Source organism: Stenotrophomonas sp. SBJS02, assembly GCF_020428325.2.
Classification (GTDB): Bacteria; Pseudomonadota; Gammaproteobacteria; order Xanthomonadales; family Xanthomonadaceae; genus Stenotrophomonas; species Stenotrophomonas africana.
Window position 1 is genome coordinate 231,539 of record NZ_CP109812.1, and the last position, 16,891, is coordinate 248,429.

A 16,891-nucleotide genomic window follows, 5' to 3' on the forward strand; every position below is an offset into this window, starting at 1 on the left:
CGCGTGCTGCCCGTAAAGGTGCGATGCCCGCGGCCGGGCCGGGGCGTAAAACCTGCGTAACCCGTTTTGTAGAGCCGAGCCCATGCTCGGCTGCCGTTCCGTAGAGTCGAGCTTGCTCGACTGCTCTGCGCCTCAGTCGAGCAAGCTCGACGCTACAAGAGCAAGCCGAGCATGGGCTCGGCTCTACAGGTTCTAGGCGCGGGAACCTCTTCGGCCCGGATGTGGTCTGATGCAGCTACCACTCACCCGGAGCCTGCCGTGGACGCCGTTGCCCGCCCTCCCTTTTCCGAACGCGCGCTGGCCTGGCTGAAAAAGGAGGCGCTGCCGTTGCTGGTGATGCTCGGCCTGCTCGCCGCCGCCCGCGATACCCTGGCCAACCACTATGTGGTGCCGAGTGGCTCGATGCAGCCGACCCTGCAGCCCGGCGACCGGGTGGTGGTGGACATGCGTGCCTATGGCCTGCGCCTGCCGTTCACCGGCAAGGAACTGATGGCCACCGGCGTTCCGCAGCGTGGTGAAGTGGCGGTGTTTGATTCACCGGCCGACGGCACCCGCCTGATCAAGCGCGTGGCGGCGGTGGCCGGTGACCATGTGCAGATGCGCGAGGGCCATCTGAGCATCAACGGCCAGCCGCTGCAGATCGCCGACCTGCAGGACGTGGAAGCCTTCGGCGAACGCCGTGCCAGCCTCGATCTGGACATGGGCGGCGGCCCGGACATCGCCGATCTGGTGGTGCCGGCCGGCAAGGTGCTGGTGCTGGGTGACCACCGCGGCAACAGCTTCGATGGCCGCTTCTTCGGCTTCGTCGACGCCGACAAGGTCTACGGCCGCGCTGTGGCGGTGTATTACCGTCGAGGCGCCGGCTTCGAATGGCAGCGCCTCTAACCTGAATTGATACTTTCTGTGTATCAATCCTGATCTATCGGGTTATGGATCGACTGGATGGACGGGCCTAGTCTGAGGCCCGTTCCCTCCAACGCCCGGCCGTCCCCACCGGCCCATTGATTCCATGACTGGCGAAACCACGGCGGCCGTCGAGCGCCGTCCCCACACCGTCGACTTCGACACCGAGACCCGCATCCAGCAGGGGACACCAGCCTTCCGCCGCACCGCGTTGGCGCTGTTCCTGGCCGGCTTCTCCACCTTCGGCCTGCTGTACACGGTGCAGCCGCTGCTGCCCGAGTTCAGCCGTCACTTCGGTGTGTCCGCCGCCGGCAGCGCGATGTCGCTGTCGTTGACCACTGGCACGTTGGCGGTGGCGATGCTGCTGGCCGGCCTGTTGTCCGATGCGGTCGGCCGGCGCCCGTTGATGATCGTTGCGCTGCTGGCCTCGGCCATGCTGTCGCTGAGCACGGCGCTGGTGGACGACTGGACCACGCTGCTGGTGCTGCGCACCCTGCTGGGCCTGGCGCTGAGCGGTGTGCCGGCGGTGGCGATGACCTACCTGGTCGAGGAAATGGACAGCCGCGCGCTGGGCCTGGCGATGGGCCTGTACATCGGCGGCAACGCCATTGGTGGCATGAGCGGGCGCCTGCTGGCCGGCATCATCGCCGATCACTGGGGCTGGCGCTGGGGCATCGGCGTGGTCTCGATCATTGCCATCGCCAGCACCGTGCTGCTGTGGCTGCAGCTGCCGCCGTCGCGCCACTTCCATCCCCGCCGTGATGGCCTGCGCCAGTTGCCGTCACGCTGGCGCATGCTGTTCGCCGACCCGGGCCTGCCGTGGCTGTTCGCCACCTCGTTCGTGCTGATGGGCGTGTTCGTCACCCTCTACAACTACCTGGGCTACCACCTGCTGGCGCCGCCGTACCGCCTCAGCCAGACCGTGGTCGGCCTGATCTTCAGCGTCTATCTGGTGGGTACCTTCAGTTCGGCGTGGATGGGCCAGCAGGCCACGCGCTACGGCCGCGGCCGCATCCTGTCGATCTCGTTCGCACTGATCGGCGTCGGCATAGCGCTGCTGGCATTGCCTTGGCTGAGCACGATGGCACTCGGCATCGCGCTGGTGACGTTCGGCTTCTTCGGCGGTCACTCGGTGGCCAGCAGCTGGGTCGGCAGCCGTGCCGGCACGATGCGTGCTGAAGCCTCGGCGCTGTATTTGTTTGCCTACTACCTTGGGTCCAGCGTGCTGGGCGGGGTCGGCGGTCTGGCCTATGCGGCCTGGGACTGGTTAGGCGTGTGTGCGTTCGCTGCCGTGCTGACCCTGATCGGGGGTGGCATCGTCTGGGCGCTGCACCAGCGCGCCCCGCAGCCGGTCACGGCGTGACCTTGCTCTGGTAGATGCCAACCTTGGTTGGCGCTGTGGCCGTGGGCCAACCAAGGTTGGCCACTACCGGGTGGGTTGCGCCTCACCCTTCGGCGAACGCCCCGCGCAGCAGCCCGGCGAAATTGCGGATCAGCGGCGTCACCCCCTCGCGATGCCATGCCAGCTGCACTTCCGAATGCGCGCCGGCATCGGCCAGCGCCACGAAGCGCGCGCCTTCCACCCGGATGTGATCGCACGACGACGGCAGGATCGCGGCGCCCAGGCCCGCAGCGGCCAGACTTATCAGCGTCGAGGCTTCACCCGCCTCCTGCACGATGCGCGGTGTGAATCCGGCAGCCGCGCACAACGCGATCATGTGGTCATGGATGCCCGCACCGGCACTGCGGCGGAACGCCACGAACGGCTCCTGCGCGAAGTCGCGCAGCGACAGCGTGCCCTGCTTCGAAAGCCTGCGCAGGGCAGGGTGGTCGGCATGCACGATCAACGCCAGCGGATCGACGAACAGACTGTGCGCCACCAGTTCCGGTGGCAACGCGCGCTTGCGGATGATGCCCACGTCCAGGCTGCCATCGAGCAGTGCATCGATCTGCTGCAGGGTGTTCATCTCGCTCAGCTGCAGCCGCACCTGCGGGTACTGCTGGCGGTAGCGCAGGATCGAACGCGGAATCTGCGGTGACAGCGGCGTGGCGCGGGTCAATCCGATGCGCAGCTCACCCTGCTCGCCGCGCTGCGCACGCTGCACTTCGTCCACCGCAGACTCGACCTGCTGCACGATGGCGCGTGCACGTTCCTGCAGCAGCTCACCTGCGGCAGTGAGCTGCACACGGCGATGACTGCGCACGAACAGCCGCGCACCGATCAGATCTTCCAGCTGGCGGATCTGCTGGCTGAGCGGCGGCTGCGACATGCCCAACCGCTCCGCCGCCTGGCCGAAGTGCAGCGTATCGGCGACAGCGAGGAAGTAGCGCAGGTGACGGAGTTCGATGGACATGGATGCAGTCTATCCAGCCCGACGCCCGGAATCGTCATCCACGCATGGCGTGGATCAACCGTGTCGACGAAGGTCGACACCCACCAAGAGCAGGCCATGCCGTTCCGACAGATCGCGGAAATCTGTCAGAGGTGGGGAGGTGTGGATGGGCAGGACCGTTGGCGCCATGGATGGCGCCATCGAGCCCCCAAGGACGGGTTTACGGCGTGTCCTGCCCACCCACACCGCCCCGCCCGCCACGGAATCCCCGCTGTTGCCTTTGACGTTGTCGTTGCCGTTGCCTCTGCCGTTGCCGTTGATTCGGCAGGTGCAGGGCGCAGCCCTGCCGAACACCCCTCACCGCTCCGAATGCCCGCTCTGGTCGTAATCGCGCGGGCTGAACAACTCCGGCTGGATCAGCTCGATGAACGCCCGCGCCTGCGCCGACAACGCCTTGCCCCGGCGCACGATCACCCCGTAACTGCGCTCCGGGAACCACCGCTTCATCGACCGCGCCGCCAGCCGCTCGTGGTCGGCCTCGTTCAGGCACAGCGCCGGCACGATGGAAATGCCCATGCCCATCGCCACGTACTGTTTGATCACTTCCCAGCCGCCCACCTCCAGCGCCACGGTGTAGGCGATGCGGTGGCGCTGGAACACCTGGTCCACCAGCCGGTAGGTAATCTGCCGCTTCGGCGGCAGCACCAACGGATAGCGCGCGATGTCGGCCAGCTCCAGCTCGCCGCCACTGGCCAGCGGATGGTCGTGCGGTGCGATCAGCACCTGCTCGAAGCGGTAGGCCGGGGCGTAGGTCAGGTCGGCCGGCACATCGGTCATCGAACCGATCGCCAGGTCGGCGGCGTCCTCGCGCAGCAGGTCGGTGCCATCGGCGCTGATCGCGTTGTGCAGGGTCAGGCGCACGTCCGGGTGATGCAGGCGGAAGCGCTCGACGATCTTCGGCAGCAGGTACAGGATGGTCGAACTGTTGGCGGCGATGTTCAACTCGCCCGCGTCCAGGCCACGCACCTTGTCGCGGAAGCGCGCCTCCAGCCCATCCAGGTTCTCCACCAGCGGCTGTGCCATCTCGTACAGCAGCTGGCCCTCGCGGCTGGGCACCAGGCGGCGACCGCTGCGCTCGAACAACGGCACCCCCAGCTCCCGTTCCAGCGCCTGCAGCTGCAGGCTGATGGCCGGCTGGCTGACGAAAAGCGCCTCAGCGGCCCGTGAGACCGACCCCAGGCGCACCGTCTGGCAGAACGCGCGCAGCGGCTTCAGCCGGTCGGATTTGTAGGAAAAACGCGGACTTGGATGCGGGCGTGTGCTCATCGTGTCATGAGTATTAGCACAACTTATGTAGAACATTGCAAAAACTGTTTTGCCAAATACTCAGGCCCAGCGGCACCGTGGACTCGTTCCCCCACCGCTGGAGTCGCCCCATGTCCGCCGTCGCTTCCGCTGTTCCCACCCCCGCCGCCAAGGCTACCCCCGGTATCGCCCTGGCGACCCGCGTGGCTGGCCAGGACGCCGTGCTGCCGGCGGCGCTGCTGGCTCTGCTGGTGTCGCTGCACCGCGCGGTGGAACCGGGCCGGCAGGCACGGCTGCAGGCCCGTCGCGAGCGTCAGGCGTTCTTCGACCAGGGCGGCCTGCCGGACTTCCGCGAAGACACCGCCGCCATCCGCAGCGGCGACTGGCGCGTTGCACCGCTGCCGGCCGCGCTGCAGGACCGCCGCGTCGAGATCACTGGCCCGACCGACCCGAAGATGGTCATCAACGCGCTGAACTCCGGCGCCAAGGTGTTCATGGCCGACTTCGAGGATTCGACCTCGCCGACCTGGCGCAACCTGCTGGCCGGCCAGCAGTCGCTGGCGGCGGCGGTGCGCGGCGACCTCGAGTACACCACGCCGGCATCCAACGGGAAGGCCGGCAAGCACTACACCCTGCGCCCGTACGACGAACAGGCGGTGCTGATCGTGCGCCCGCGTGGCTGGCACCTGGACGAGAAGCACGTGCGCATCGATGGCCAGTTCATCGCCGGCGGCCTGTTCGATGCGGCGGTGTTCGCCTTCCACAACGCCCGCAGCCTGCAGGCGAAGGACCGTGGCCCGTACTTCTACCTGCCCAAGCTGCAGAGCATGGAAGAGGCTGCGCTGTGGGAGACCGCGCTGTCGCACATCGAAGGCATGCTCGGCCTGCCGCACGGCCAGATCAAGGTGACCGTGCTGATCGAAACGCTGCCGGCGGTGTTCGAGATGGACGAGATCCTGCACGCGCTGCGTGACCGCATCGTCGGCCTGAACTGCGGGCGCTGGGATTACATCTTCTCGTACCTGAAGACCTTCCGCCGCCACGCCGACCGCGTGCTGCCCGAACGCGGCCAGGTGACCATGACCCAGCCGTTCCTGAAGGCCTATTCGGAACTGCTGATCCAGACCTGCCACCGCCGCGGTGCGCATGCGATGGGCGGCATGGCCGCGCAGATTCCGATCAACAACGATGCCGCCGCCAACGAACAGGCGATGGCCCGGGTGCGCGCCGACAAGCTGCGCGAAGTCACCGCCGGCCATGACGGCACCTGGGTTGCGCATCCGGCGCTGATTCCGGTGGCGATGGCGATCTTCGATGAACACATGCCCGGTGCGAACCAGCACAGCGTGCTGCGCCAGGATGTGCACGTCGGCCGCGACGAACTGATCGCGCGGCCGCCGGGCACCATCACCCGCGCCGGCTTCGAGGGCAACGTGGAAGTCTGCGTGCGCTATCTGGCGGCGTGGCTGGATGGCAACGGCTGCGTGCCGATCCATCACCTGATGGAGGACGCGGCCACCGCCGAGATCAGCCGCAGCCAGCTGTGGCAGTGGCTGCATACGCCGGGCCAGCAGCTGGACGATGGCACTGCGATCGATCTGGCGCTGCTGGATTCCACCCTGGCACAGCTGCCAGCGCGCCTGGGCGACACCAGCGCACTGCCCGGTGGTGCACGCATCGGCGAGGCCATCACCCTGCTCGGCGAACTGAGCCGCAGCGAAGAACTGACCGATTTCCTGACCCTGCCGGCCTACGCGCGCATCGACTGACCGACTGCCCGCAAACCCGCCGTTTCCCTCCCCGCTGCACGCACGAACCGAACTGGAGAAAGACATGAGCAAGCTGCCCACTGCCGAACAGATCCAGCACGACTGGGATACCAACCCGCGTTGGGAAGGCATCCAGCGCAACTACAGCGCAGCCGACGTGGTGCGCCTGCGCGGCACCGTCCACATCGAGCATTCACTGGCCCGCTTGGGTGCGGAAAAGCTGTGGGCCTCGCTGCATGAGCGCGAGTTCGTCAACGCGCTGGGTGCACTGACCGGCAACCAGGCCATGCAGCAGGTCAAGGCCGGCCTGAAGGCGATCTACCTGTCCGGTTGGCAGGTGGCGGCCGACGCCAACCTGGCCGGGCAGATGTATCCGGACCAGTCGCTGTACCCGGCCGATTCGGTGCCGGCAGTGGTCAAGCGCATCAACAACACGCTGCTGCGCGCCGACCAGCTGCACCACGCCGAAGGCAAGGATGACATCGACTTCCTGCAGCCGATCGTGGCCGATGCCGAGGCCGGATTCGGCGGCGTGCTCAACGCGTTCGAACTGATGAAGGCGATGATCGAAGCCGGCGCTGCCGGCGTGCACTTCGAAGACCAGCTGGCCTCGGTGAAGAAGTGCGGCCACATGGGTGGCAAGGTGCTGGTGCCGACCCGCGAGGCGATCGAGAAGCTCAACGCCGCGCGCCTGGCTGCCGACGTGCTGGGCGTGCCGACCCTGCTGGTGGCGCGCACCGATGCCGAAGCCGCCGATCTGCTGACCAGCGACATCGACGGCAACGACAAGCCGTTCGCCACCGGCGAGCGCACCGTCGAGGGCTTCTACAAGACCCGCAATGGCCTGGACCAGGCGATCAGCCGTGGCCTGGCCTATGCCCCGTATGCCGACCTGGTGTGGTGCGAGACCGGCAAGCCGGATCTGGAATTCGCACGCAGGTTCGCCGAGGCAATCCATGCGAAGTTCCCGGGCAAGCTGCTGGCCTACAACTGCTCGCCCAGCTTCAACTGGAAGAAGAACCTGGATGACGCCACCATTGCGAAGTTCCAGCGTGAGCTGGGCAGCTACGGCTACAAGTTCCAGTTCATCACCCTGGCCGGCTTCCATGCGCTGAACTACGGCATGTTCAATCTGGCCCACGGCTACGCACGCCGCCAGATGAGCGCGTTCGTGGAACTGCAGGAAGCCGAGTTCGAAGCGGCCGAGCGTGGCTTCACCGCGGTCAAGCACCAGCGTGAGGTCGGTACCGGCTACTTCGACGCGGTGACCCAGGCGATCCAGCAGGGCCAGTCGTCGACCACCGCGCTGACCGGCTCCACCGAGGAAGAACAGTTCCATGGCGGGCGCAGCGAACGCGCTGCGTGATGCGGTAGTGCCGGCCTCTGGCCGGCAACCACGTGATCCTGCGGGCACTGCAGGGAAACCGGCCAGCGGCCGGCTCTACCGAAGCGCCGCAATCCGATCAGGGTGGCCAGGGAAGGGCCAGACAACGCCGGCCGGTCGGGGGACCTGCCGGCGTTGTTGTATCGATGCAAAGGCGCGGCCAGCAGGCAGCGTCAATCAGGCGCACCCCTGTCCGCGGCAACTTGGCCAGAATCCTGTGAAAACCGCCATCGGATTGATCCAGCAGCATTTTTGCCCGGACACCCGTGACCAGAACGGCCACCACGCATCTTCACATCAGGCAAGATCGTTTGGGCATTAAAAATGAGATAGGACGCACACTTTAAACCGGTGCTATGCTCCGCGGCTCACCAGGGGACGCTGGCGGCGGGTGCAGGGAATGACCGGCAGGGGTGCGGCCGAGAACAGTGATGTGACGTCAGGTATCGCCCGGGTGGCGATGGCCGAGATCGTGCACGCGCTGCTTTCCGCTGCCGAGGTTGCATTGTTCGCCAGATTCGCCCGCCCATGCAAGCTTCATGCCGGACAGTGGTTGTTCCAGCGTGGCCATCGCGGCGAACGGATGTATGTGATCCTCGAAGGCCAGATCGAACTGGATTTCGGCGAGGACCTGGTGATCAAGACGCTCGGCCAGCATGAGTTCTTCGGCGAGCTTGGCCTGCTGGTCGGCGATCACCTGCGCAGCGCCAGCGCGCGCGCGCTGGTCGACTGCGAAGTACTGGAGCTGGGCCCGGCCGATTTCCATCGCCTGGTGGAATCCGATCCCGGCCTGGTCGCCTACTTCCTGCGCCGCACGATCATGCGCGTGCTGACCAACGAGCAGGCCCTGATCAGCCAGTTGCGCCGGCGCAACCATGATCTGGAAACCGCGCTGGACAATCTGTACATCACCACCCATCAACTGACCCACACCCGTGAGCTGGTGCGTACCGATGAACTGACCGGGCTGCACAACCGCCGTGGCCTGACCCTGTACCTGCAGGAATGCCGCGCCGACGGCGGCGGGTTGCCGCAGGCACTGCTGCTGATCGACTGCGATCGCTTCAAGCAGATCAATGATCGCCACGGACACCAGGCTGGTGATCGCGTGCTGCAGAGCATGGGCAACATCCTGCGCTCGATGGCCGGTGAGCAGGACCTGGCGTGCCGCCTCGGCGGCGATGAGTTCTGCCTGATCCTGCGCCGTGGCAACCATGAGATCGTGCAGCACGCGGCCGAGTTCATCCTCAGCGCGGTACATGGCCTGCTCGAACGCAGTCATGGCACGCCGCATGTCAGCCTGGTCAGCATCGGTGCCAGCCTGTTGGCACCCGAGGCCGGCTGGAGCGAGTGGTACGCCAGCGCGGATCGCGCGCTGTACCAGGCCAAGCGCGATGGCGGCAACTGCCTGCGCTGGGTGGATGATCCGGACGACCAATAGGGAGATGCAGGCGATGAATGGCGACAACGGAACGTCAGCCCCGCATAGCCCACAGCTACGCGCCCTGCTGTTCACTGATCTGTGTGATTCGTTGCAGCTGGTCGAGCGCATCGGCGACATGGCGGCGGCGAGCCTGTTCCAGGAACACGACCGCCTGGTGCTGGTGCTGCAGCACCGCTGGAATGGCCAGCTGATCGATCGCTCCGACGGCCTGTTCATGCTGTTCGAGCGCGCCATCGATGCATTGGGCTTCGCCTTGGACTACCAGCGCGAGCTGCATGCGCTTGGCCAGCAGCGTGCGATTGAACTGCGTGCGCGTGCCGGCCTGCATGTGGGTGACGTGCTGACCTGGGAAAACAGTGCCGAGGCGGTTCGCGTTGGCGCCAAGTCGATGGAAGTGGAAGGTCTGGCCAAGCCGATGGCGGCGCGCCTGATGACGCTGGCCCGCCCCGGCCAGATCCTGTTGTCCGCCGTTGCCGAATCACTGACCCACCGCGCCGCCGATGCGTTGGGTGAGCGCGGCACGCGCCTGCTGTGGAAGTCGCACGGACGCTGGCGCTTCAAGGGCGTGCCGGTGGTGCAGGAAGTGATCGAAGTAGGCGAGATCGGCTCCGCACCGCTGCGCATGCCGCGCGCCAATGCCAAGGCGCGCCGCGACCTGCCACTGTGGCGGCAGCCGTGGGTGCTGGCCGCTGAAGGCCTGGTGCTGACGGTGGCGGTGCTGGGCGGTTGGCTGCTGCTGCGCCCGGAACCGGCGATTGCGTTTGCCGAGCGCGACTGGGTGGTGCTGGGGGACGTCGACAATCTCACCGGTGATCCGATCTTCGACGACTCGATGCGGCACGCGATCCGGATCGCGCTGGAGCAGTCGCGCTACGTGAACGTGCTGTCCGAGGGCAAGATCCGCGAGAGCCTGGAAATGGCGCGGCTCTCGGGCGATACCCGGCTGAACCGGGATACCGCCGTCGACGTGGCGGTGCGTGAAGGCGCCCGCGCCGTGCTGTTGCCGACCGTGCGGCAGAAGATCGGTGGCTACGAGCTGGCCATCGACGTCGCAGCGCCGGGCAGCGGCCAGGTGATCCAGACGTTCACCGCCACCGCGGATCGATCCGATCAGATGGTGTTCGCGGTGGACGACGTGGTCGGACGCCTGCGACGTGGCTTGGGTGAGTCGGTGGCGAGCCTGGAACAGTCGTTGCCGCTGCCACGGGCATCGACCCAGGACCTGCGCGCACTGCGTGCGTTTGCCCTGGCCGAAAGCGCACTGGGCCAGCGTCGCTTCGAGGAAGCACGCAACCTCTACCAGGCGGCGATCGATATCGATCCTGGTTTCGCCCTGGCCTACATGGGCGTGGCCAAACTGCTGGCCCGCACCGCGCAGGTTGCGGAGGCGCGTGACGCGCTGGAGCACGCGCTGGCCCAGCAGCAGCGCCTGCCCGCGCGTGAGCGCCTGTACCTGAAGGGTTGGCAGGCCGAACTGGAACCCGGTGGCTGGCCGCTGGAACAGTGGCGTGCACTGGCCAAGATCTATCCGGATTCGTTTGCGGGGCTGTCCAACACTTCCTGGGGGCTGCTGCAGGACAATCGCTTCACCGAGTCCGAGCCCTATGCGCGTGCCGCGATGGTGCCCCAGGACCCGCTGCGGCTGTATCCGATGATCCATCTGGCGCGGGCACAGTTGGGCCTCGGCCAGCCGCAGCAGGCAATGCGCACCTTGCATCAGGCACAGATGCTGCGCGGCAATGACGAGGCCGACGATCTGGATGTGGACGTGCTGGTTGCGCAGGGCCTGGACGCACAGGCGCAGCAGCTGTTGATGCGGTTGCCGCGGGGGGACGACCTGCAGCAGCGCATGCGTCTGCGGGCCCACCTGCTGGTGGCTGCGGAGCAGCGTGATTGCAGCGGCCTGCATGCCGCGATTGCTGCGGATGGTCCGCCGCCGGACCTGATCGACTACCAGATCCATCAACGCCTGCAACACGCTACCGTGACCACGCTGTGCACGGCCGGCGATGCGAAGGAGCTTGAATCCATCGCCACCGTTCTGCGGCCGCTGCTGCGGAAGAACGACGACTCCGCCGTGGGCAGCCGCAGTCTGCAGCTGCTGGCCCTGACCTATCTGGCCCAGCGCCAGGGCCAGCATGCGCTGGCCGCAGAGTGGCTGCGGGACCATGGCGAACTGCTGGAGCGGCAGCGCAGCCCTGTGGTCGCCAAGTGGCGCCGGGTCGTGCTGGCGATGGCCGAACTGGCGCAACAGCGTCCGCAAGCGGCACGCCATCTGCTCGAGCCCACGTTTGATGGCAGCGAACCGGTGCAGGCCCATGTTGTGCTGCTGCAGGCACTGCGTGCCGAGCAGGACGCTGCCGGTGTGCGCCGCGAGCAGGCCTGGCTGGCCCGGCACCACGGTCAGGCCATTGCCGAGGTGGCGTCCATGCAGATCTGGCAGCCCCTCAATGTGCACGACATCGCCACGGAGGCGGTGTCGGTGCGGGTGTCGCGCTGATGCGGACTCAGGCGTTGACGCGCTCGTCGATCCGGTCGGCTTCGAAGCAGAACACCACCGTCATCGAGGCAGTCGAGGTACTCAGGTACGCATGCAGCGAATCGCGGGTGCGGCGCAGCTCCTCGACCGAAGCCAGGGTGCCGATCTTCATGCAGTCGTTCTCGCCAACGGCACCGTCCAGCCCGATCGAGGCCAGGGCCTTGCCCGGCGATGCGGTGAAGTGGTTGCGGAAGTCGTCGTTGCCGATGAGGTGGTCCAGCAGGGTGCTGGCGTCTTCGGCGGAAAGGCGGGGATGGGTGCTCATGGGGATCGTCCGTAGGTTGAGTTTCTCGTATCGGCCGCCACGGCCTGCCATTGAGGGCGGTGGCGTGCCTGTCGCTAAAGTTGGCCGCGCCGCGGTCGTTGCTGCTATGCCGGTTGTGCGGCAGGAGGAAGGAAACCCATGCGCCTGCGCCGCTGCGCCAGCCTGATGTTCGAGCCCCGCGAGTCGGTCACCCTGGACCTGCGCGCGATGCTGGCCGGCCACGCCGAGATGGACAGCCAGATCAGCTGGGTGGCCTTGGCCGCCCACCTGGACCAACCCCTGCCGGTGGACGCCGAGGAGCGCCAGTTGCTGGGCGAGCTCAGCGCGCATCGCTGGAGCGAACCGCCGGCCGGCACCTCTCCGGCGATGCTGGCGCGCCTGGTCGAGCAGGGGCTGCTGCTGACCGACCCGCCGGATGAGGTCGGGCACCAGATGCGTGATGAGGCATTGCGGCGCAGTCAATGGTGGCCGTTGGCTGCACTGGCTCATCGCCATGCGCGCTGGCAGGCCGTGGACAGCGTGGAGGACATGCGCCGGCAGGGTCTGGATACCGCTGCCGGCCTGCGCCAGCGGCTGGGACCGCCGCCGCCGGTGGTGCAGCCGATGCAGGGCGACTACCAGCCGTTGCCGCGCAGCGAAGAGGCTGCGTTCGACGCGCTGCTGGCGCAGCGCACGACCTGCCGCAATTTCGACCCGCAGCGTGCGCTGCCATTGCCGCTGCTGGCCCAGGTGCTGCAGCGCACGCTGATGGCCCACGCGGTGCAGAAGGTCGAGCGTGATACCGAGTTCCTGAAGAAGAACGTGCCCTCCGGTGGCGGCCTGCATCCTACCGAAGGTTTCCTGCTGGTACAGAACGTGGAAGGGCTGGTACCGGGGCTGTACCACTACCACCCCGTGCAGCACGCGGTACTGCCGTTGCCTTCGCCGCCGGCTGATGCATTGCCTGCGCTGGCACGGCGGATGCTGTCCGGTCAGGAGTGGTTCGCCGATGCACCGGCGCTGCTGGTGCTCGCACCGCGGTACGACCGCTGCTTCTGGAAGTACCGCAACCACGCCAAGGCATATCGTGCGGTGACGCTGGATGTCGGCCACATCTCGCAGCTGCTGTACCTGTGCGCGACCGAGCGTGGCCTGGCGGCATTCGTCACCGCAGCCATCAACGATGCCGATGTCGATCGCGCCTTCGGTTTCGACGGCATCGGACAGAGCGCGATGGCCATCTGCGGCCTGGGCTGGCGCAGTGCCACGCTGGACACGGCCGAATTCGATCCCGCTGGCCGGGTGGTGGCGGGCGACGACCGCTGAGCGGTCGCCGCCCCGGCGTTCACGCCGCTTCGAAGTCCACCAGCACCGCACCATCACCCACCTGGTCGCCGGCCTTGGCGCGGTAACCCTTCACCGTGCCGTCCGCCGGTGCCTGCAGCGTGTGCTCCATCTTCATCGCTTCCAGCACCACCAGCGGCGTGCCGCGCTTGACCTCGGTGCCGGCCGCGACCAGTGTCGCGACGATCTTGCCCGGCATCGGCGCCAGCAGGCTGCCGGCATCGGCCACGGCGTGGTCCGATTCGCCCACCGGATCATGCAGGGTGAAGCGGTGCTGGCCATCGGCGCCGAACAGATACAGCTGATCGCCTTCGCGCAGCTGCTGCAGTGACCAGCGACGGCCATCCAACTGCACTGACAAGCGCTGCGCATCGGCCGTGCCGATCACCTGCACCGGTGCGGCGTCATCGCGCTGCACGCGCCAGCCATCGGCCTGTGCCCATACTTTCAGCGTGTGCTTGCGTTCGCCCTGCTGCAGCGGCAGCAGGCGCGGTGCCGATGCGCCAAGGCGCCAGCCGTCCTGGGCCTGCCACGGCGAATGCGGGTCGCGCGCGTCGGTGCTGGCACCGGCAGTGCTTGCAACCGCGGCCATGGCGGCCAGCTGCCACAGAGCATCATCCGTGTCGCCCACCGCACTCAACGCCGCCTGTTCGCGTTCGATCAGCGCGGTATCCAGCTTGGCGTGCGCGAACGAATCGGTGTTCACCAGCCGGCGCAGGAAGCCGGCATTGGTGGTCACGCCCACCACCTGGCAGTCGGCCAGGGCCTGGTTCATGCGGCGCAGTGCGGCGTCGCGGTCCACGTCCCAGACGATCAGCTTGGCAATCATCGGATCGTAGTACGGCGTGATGCTGTCGCCTTCCTCCACGCCGGTATCCACGCGCACATGGGCCGACGGCGTGGGCAGGCGCAGGCGGCGCAGGGTGCCGGTGGACGGCAGGAAGCCGCGGTCGGCATCTTCGGCGTACAGGCGTGCTTCGATGGCATGACCGTGAATCGCCAGCTCTTCCTGGCGCAGCGGCAGCGGCTGGCCCGAGGCCACGCGCAGCTGCCACTCCACCAGATCGGTACCGGTGATGTACTCGGTCACCGGGTGTTCGACCTGCAGGCGGGTGTTCATTTCCATGAAGTAGAAATCGCCATCCGGGCCGGCGATGAATTCCACCGTGCCGGCACCGACGTAGCCCACCGCACGCGCGGCATCGACCGCGGCCTTGCCCATCGCAGCACGACGTTCCGCACTCATGCCCGGTGCCGGCGCTTCTTCCAGCACCTTCTGGTGGCGGCGCTGCACCGAGCAGTCGCGCTCGAACAGGTAGACCGCCTCACCGTGGCTGTCGCCAAATACCTGGATCTCGATATGGCGCGGGCGCTCGACGTACTTCTCGACCAGCACGTGGTCGTTGCCGAATGCCGAGGCCGCCTCGCGCTGGCAGCTGGCCAGCGCATCGACGAAGTCCTCGCTGCGCTCGACCTTGCGCATGCCCTTGCCACCGCCGCCGGCACTGGCCTTGATCAGCACCGGGTAGCCGATGCCGTCAGCCTGCACGCGCAGGAAGTCCGGTGCCTGCTGGTCGCCGTGGTAGCCCGGGGTCAGCGGCACACCGGCCTTGGCCATCAGCGCCTTGGCCGCGCTCTTGTCGCCCATCGCGCGGATGGCGCTGGCCGGCGGCCCGATGAAGGTGATGCCGGCCGCAGCACAGGCATCGGCGAAGTCGGCGTTCTCGGACAGGAAGCCGTAACCGGGGTGGATGGCCTGCGCGCCGGTCAGGCGTGCGGCGTCGAGCAGGGCGTCGCCGCGCAGGTAGCTCTCACGCGCAGCGGCCGGACCAATGTGGAGGGCTTCGTCGGCAAGGCGCACATGGCGTGCGTTGCGGTCTGCATCGGAATACACCGCCACGGTGGCGATGCCGAGGCGGCGGCAGGTGGCGATGACGCGGCAGGCGATTTCGCCGCGGTTGGCGATCAGGACTTTGGTGAACATGGCAACAGGCTCGGTCATGGCACGGGTTACATGCGGAACACGCCGAAGCGCGTCTGCTGCGGGGCGGCATTGAGGCTGGCCGACAGCGCCAAGGCCAGCACCCGGCGGGTGTCGGCCGGATCGATCACGCCGTCGTCCCACAGGCGTGCGCTGGCGTAGTACGGGTGGCCCTGCTGCTCGAACTGGTCGCGGATCGGCGCCTTGAACGCATCTTCCTCCGCCGCCGGCCACTGGCCGCCCTTGGCCTCGATGCCATCGCGCTTGACCGTGGCGAGCACGCTGGCGGCCTGCTCGCCACCCATCACGCCGATGCGCGCGTTCGGCCACATCCACAGGAAGTTGGGCGAATAGGCGCGGCCGCACATGCCGTAATTGCCGGCACCGAACGAGCCGCCGATCACCACGGTGAACTTGGGCACCTTGGCACAGGCCACGGCCATCACCAGCTTGGCGCCGTCCTTTGCGATGCCGCCCTGTTCGTACTTGCGGCCGACCATGAAGCCGGTGATGTTCTGCAGGAATACCAGCGGGATGTTGCGCTGGGTGCACAGCTCGATGAAGTGCGCGCCCTTCAGTGCCGACTCGGAGAACAGGATGCCGTTGTTGGCGATGATGCCGATCGGGTAGCCGTTCAGATGCGCGAAGCCGGTCACCAGCGTTGCGCCGTAGCGCGGCTTGAACTCATCGAAGCGCGAGCCATCGACCAGCCGCGCGATCACTTCGCGCACGTCGTAGGGCTTGCGCGTATCGGCGGGGATCACCCCGTACAACTCATGCGCCGGCAGCAGCGGTTCTTCGGAAGGCTGCACCGCCATCGCCGGCTCCGGCTTGCGCCAGTTCAACTGCGCGATGATCGCGCGCACCCGTGCCAGTGCCTGCAGATCGTTGTCGGCCATATGGTCGGCCACGCCGGAGATGCGGGTGTGCACATCGGCGCCGCCCAGCTCCTCGGCCGTCACCACTTCACCGGTGGCCGCCTTCACCAGCGGCGGGCCGCCGAGGAAGATCGTGCCCTGCTCGCGCACGATCACCGTCTCGTCGCTCATCGCCGGCACGTAGGCGCCACCGGCGGTGCAGCTGCCCATCACGCAGGCGATCTGCGGAATGCCCTGCGCGGACAGATTGGCCTGGTTGTAGAAGATGCGGCCGAAATGGTCGCGGTCGGGGAAGACTTCGTCCTGCAACGGCAGGAACGCGCCACCGGAATCGACCAGGTAGATGCACGGAAGATGGTTCTGCTCGGCAATCTCCTGCGCGCGCAGGTGCTTCTTCACCGTCATCGGATAGTAGGTGCCGCCCTTGACCGTGGCGTCGTTGGCTACGATCACGCATTCCACGCCGCTGACGCGGCCGATGCCGGCCACCACGCCCGCGGCAGGCACGGCGTCTTCGTACATGCCATGCGCGGCCAACGGCGCGATTTCCAGAAAGGCGCTGCCGGGGTCGAGCAGGGCGTCGATGCGGTCGCGCACCAGCAGCTTGCCGCGCGCGGTGTGCTTGGCGCGTGCCGCCTCGTTGCCGCCCAGTGCAGTGCGGGCAAGCGTGGCGTGCAGGTCATCAACCACGGCCTGCATGGCCGCGCGGTTGCTTTCAAACGTTTCGCTGCCCGGTTGCAGCTGGCTGTTCAGGACGGTCATCGCGG

At 67.2% G+C, this 16,891-nt stretch carries 12 protein-coding genes; 7 read left to right on the forward strand and 5 right to left on the reverse strand.

The genetic code is table 11. The annotated features are described in order from the left end of the window. The first annotated feature begins 258 nt into the window (after window positions 1-258). Window positions 259-885, forward strand: coding sequence for a signal peptidase I (lepB, locus tag FQS62_RS01055; RefSeq protein ID WP_049447254.1), 627 nt, complete (start codon window positions 259-261; stop codon window positions 883-885). Window positions 886-1,009: 124 nt separating this feature from the next. Then, window positions 1,010-2,266, forward strand: coding sequence for an MFS transporter (locus FQS62_RS01060; RefSeq protein WP_049447256.1), 1,257 nt, complete (start codon window positions 1,010-1,012; stop codon window positions 2,264-2,266). Between the two features lie 82 nt (window positions 2,267-2,348). Here FQS62_RS01060 and FQS62_RS01065 read toward each other — a convergent pair whose 3' ends face one another. Together FQS62_RS01065 and FQS62_RS01070 are read right to left on the reverse strand one after the other, a co-directional pair. After that, window positions 2,349-3,257: a LysR family transcriptional regulator gene (locus tag FQS62_RS01065; protein ID WP_049447258.1), complete on the reverse strand. Its 909-nt coding sequence runs from the start codon at window positions 3,255-3,257 to the stop codon at window positions 2,349-2,351. A 336-nt stretch (window positions 3,258-3,593) separates the two neighbouring features. Then, window positions 3,594-4,562, reverse strand: coding sequence for a LysR family transcriptional regulator (locus tag FQS62_RS01070; protein WP_049448787.1), 969 nt, complete (start codon window positions 4,560-4,562; stop codon window positions 3,594-3,596). 110 nt (window positions 4,563-4,672) lie between these two features. Here FQS62_RS01070 and aceB point away from each other — a divergent pair, with 110 nt between their 5' ends. From aceB to FQS62_RS01090, 4 genes are all read left to right on the forward strand, one after another. Further along, window positions 4,673-6,310, forward strand: coding sequence for a malate synthase A (gene aceB / locus FQS62_RS01075; RefSeq protein ID WP_154348332.1), 1,638 nt, complete (start codon window positions 4,673-4,675; stop codon window positions 6,308-6,310). 64 nt (window positions 6,311-6,374) lie between these two features. Further along, window positions 6,375-7,676, forward strand: coding sequence for an isocitrate lyase (gene aceA, locus FQS62_RS01080; protein WP_014035583.1), 1,302 nt, complete (start codon window positions 6,375-6,377; stop codon window positions 7,674-7,676). Window positions 7,677-8,094: 418 nt separating this feature from the next. Beyond that, complete coding sequence (locus FQS62_RS01085; RefSeq protein WP_049448791.1) at window positions 8,095-9,135, forward strand: GGDEF domain-containing protein; 1,041 nt, start codon at window positions 8,095-8,097, stop codon at window positions 9,133-9,135. A 4-nt stretch (window positions 9,136-9,139) separates the two neighbouring features. Beyond that, window positions 9,140-11,638, forward strand: coding sequence for a putative peptide modification system cyclase (locus tag FQS62_RS01090; RefSeq protein WP_099589786.1), 2,499 nt, complete (start codon window positions 9,140-9,142; stop codon window positions 11,636-11,638). A 7-nt stretch (window positions 11,639-11,645) separates the two neighbouring features. Here FQS62_RS01090 and FQS62_RS01095 read toward each other — a convergent pair whose 3' ends face one another. Next, window positions 11,646-11,942, reverse strand: a complete 297-nt coding sequence (locus FQS62_RS01095; RefSeq protein WP_049448795.1) for an NHLP-related RiPP peptide — start codon at window positions 11,940-11,942, stop codon at window positions 11,646-11,648. 138 nt (window positions 11,943-12,080) lie between these two features. On the opposite strand from FQS62_RS01095, the gene FQS62_RS01100 reads away from it, so the two are divergent. Further along, window positions 12,081-13,247, forward strand: coding sequence for a putative peptide maturation dehydrogenase (locus tag FQS62_RS01100; protein ID WP_049448796.1), 1,167 nt, complete (start codon window positions 12,081-12,083; stop codon window positions 13,245-13,247). A 19-nt stretch (window positions 13,248-13,266) separates the two neighbouring features. Here the strand turns inward: FQS62_RS01100 and FQS62_RS01105 are convergent, their stop codons facing one another. After that, window positions 13,267-15,249, reverse strand: a complete 1,983-nt coding sequence (locus tag FQS62_RS01105) for an acetyl-CoA carboxylase biotin carboxylase subunit (protein WP_208042866.1) — start codon at window positions 15,247-15,249, stop codon at window positions 13,267-13,269. A gap of 26 nt (window positions 15,250-15,275) precedes the next feature. Beyond that, window positions 15,276-16,886 carry a carboxyl transferase domain-containing protein gene (locus FQS62_RS01110; RefSeq protein WP_049448800.1) on the reverse strand — a complete coding sequence of 537 codons (1,611 nt, stop codon included), beginning with the start codon at window positions 16,884-16,886 and terminating at the stop codon, window positions 15,276-15,278. Window positions 16,887-16,891: the final 5 nt, after the last annotated feature.